Source organism: Bacillus andreraoultii, assembly GCF_001244735.1.
GTDB lineage: Bacteria > Bacillota > Bacilli > Bacillales > Caldibacillaceae > Caldifermentibacillus > Caldifermentibacillus andreraoultii.
The window spans coordinates 328,985-331,546 of sequence record NZ_LN868936.1; the positions used below are offsets into that span (position 1 = coordinate 328,985).

A 2,562-nucleotide genomic window follows, 5' to 3' on the forward strand; every position below is an offset into this window, starting at 1 on the left:
GCGTATTGTCAAAAGTTTTTATATTAAATAGGTTAACAACCATTGATTTATAAGGCATTGAACAAAAAAAGACTTGCCACCCCCTAAAATCTATGGTTAATTGAGGTTACCACACACACAACTAACAAGATTGGAGTGAACAAGTCTGTATCCTCAATTATTAACCTATTTATTTGAATTTATCAAGTACCAAGATGAGACTATCAAAATTTTACAGACTCTTTTAATTGGAAAGAGTATGTTTGATAAACCCGAAGAAAAACCGATAAGCAAGCCTTATCGAAAACTACAGGTGGATGAGCTTCCGATTGTTGAAACACTTGAAAAGCTTGATTATCAAGAACTACTTAATGATTTTCTAGAAAAACACGGGAAACCATTAAAACCGGTTCGTAGACATAAAAACGCCAAAGTTTGTGTGCCTTCTCATTTGAATTGTCCAAAGTGTGGTGCTCCTTCTGATTTTCTTTATGCAAATAATGGAGATAAAGGACAATATCAATGTAAAGTGTGTGCGTGTTTGTTTAGCGAAAAGAATCGTTATTTGAAAGAGGCCATTTTACGATGTCCTCACTGTTCAAAAACACTTGAAAAGATAAAAGAACGAAAAGATTTTGATGTTTTCAAGTGTAAAAATAATCAATGTTCTTACTACCAAAAGAAGTTAAAAGGTCTTTCGAAAGAAGAGAAGAAACCGTTCAAAAAAGACCCACAAGCGTTCAAAATGCGCTATATATTTCGCCTGTTTAAGTTCGACTATAAGCCACTGTCGAAAGAGTCTCCAGAGTTACCGAAAGTAGATTTATCGAAATTGTACGTGTCTCCGCATACACTGGGACTTATTTTGACTTATCACGTAAACTACGGCTTATCAGCGCGCAAAACCGCGGCCATTATGAATGATATTCACGGAGTTTCTATTTCTCACCAAAGTATTTTAAACTACGAAAACAGTGTCGCGCTCATAATGAAACCGTTTATCGACCATTATCCGTATGAGCTTTCCAATCAATTTTGCGGTGATGAAACGTATATCCGTGTGAGTGGACGTTGGAATTACTTGTTCTTCTTCTTTGATACCGTAAAAAAGATTATTTTGTCGTATCCTGTTTCACCAAACCGAGATACACAGGCAGCTGTATTAGCCATTGATGAAGTATTGCTTAAGCTAAAAGAGATTCCAGAAGATCTTACTTTTGTGGTCGATGGGAATCCTATTTACCTTTTGGCTCAACACTTCTTTGCCCAGCACGATATCCACTTTGATGTGAAGCAAGTCATTGGATTAACCAATGAGGATCCTGTTTCAACGGAATATCGACCGCTTAAACAAATTATTGAGAGACTCAATCGTACTTTTAAGGGTAATTATAAGGCTACACATGGGTTTGGTTCAGAAAAGGGATCGGTATCCTATGTGACTTTATTCGTAGCATATTTTAACTTTCTCAGGCCACATGCTTCACTGGAGAATAAAGTGCCAGTTATGATCCCAGAACTCTCCAAATTGCCACACATGCCGGCACGTTGGACAAAAATGATTGAACTCGCTCAACAATGGCTTCTAGAAATACAAGCCGCCTAAATTTAGCTTTAGCTGAGCCCTTGAATGGTTTAACATTCAAACCAGCCATTTGGCGAAGCGAACCCTTGACAAACCGAACTAGCCGATGGTTTAAAATTTTCGGAAAACAAGGGCGTATTTGTCATGCCTTAATTTAGTTCCCTTCGCCCTTGTTACACCTAACTTAAACCATCGGCGTGTTTGTCAAGGGCAAATGGCGACGGTTCTCCACCTTATTTCGGAATAAATCTTGTTTGCTTATCCGTTTTTCATAGAACTTTTGACATTACCTTTCAAATACTATATATAGTGTAATATACTTTTACTACTTTTATAATATTCATATAATAGAAATTACCAAAAATGTTATTCTTTTCTATTATCTTTTATTATATAACCCGCAAAAAAAAAGAAGGCTGCTCCCACAACAAATTTAATAATGGTACCGATAATTTTTAGATTATCAATAGTTAAAGAAAAAAGAATAGATCCTATTAAAATAAACAAAATTGCAAACAACCATCTCACAAGCAATATACTTCCCCCTTGTCAAAAGTTTTTATATTAAATAGGTTAACAACCATTGATTTATAAGGTATTGAACAAAAAAGACTTGCCACTCCGTAAAATCTATGGTTAATAGAGGTTACCATACCGACAAATATGAGGCTCTTCGCTGTTTAATGTTGAAAAAACAGGTTACCAGTGCCCATAGGATTCTATCATTTCCTTGTTTGCCACCGGTATTATCTTAGATGTAGGATAGGTTGTCAAGGAAAGCACTTGACAGCCTATCCTACTCTAAGTGCTGGTCGCTAAGCAAACAAGAAAGGATAAAACAAGTCATGATATACCAATAAGATCAAGTTTATTAACCGTTGCATAGGCCATGGCAATAAAATTATCGGCTGTTCGGTATCCACGAGCCTTTCTTTTGGTAGCCTGAACTAAACTGTTTATTCCTTCAAGAAGGCCATTGGTCATCTTTGTAACAAACC

General features: G+C 36.2%; 3 protein-coding genes. 1 reads left to right on the forward strand and 2 read right to left on the reverse strand.

Annotated elements, in window-relative coordinates; translation table 11 throughout:
* The first annotated feature begins 145 nt into the window (after positions 1-145).
* Positions 146-1,585, forward strand: a complete 1,440-nt coding sequence (locus BN2144_RS04630; RefSeq protein ID WP_033826673.1) for a DDE-type integrase/transposase/recombinase — start codon at positions 146-148, stop codon at positions 1,583-1,585.
* Between the two features lie 345 nt (positions 1,586-1,930).
* Here the strand turns inward: BN2144_RS04630 and BN2144_RS19840 are convergent, their stop codons facing one another.
* On the reverse strand, positions 1,931-2,098 hold the full coding sequence (locus tag BN2144_RS19840) for a hypothetical protein (RefSeq protein ID WP_154665490.1): 168 nt from the start codon (positions 2,096-2,098) through the stop codon (positions 1,931-1,933).
* 309 nt (positions 2,099-2,407) lie between these two features.
* Entirely contained in the window at positions 2,408-2,548 is a 141-nt protein-coding gene (locus tag BN2144_RS20040) for a transposase (RefSeq protein ID WP_407638010.1), read from the reverse strand.
* Positions 2,549-2,562 lie beyond the last annotated feature (14 nt).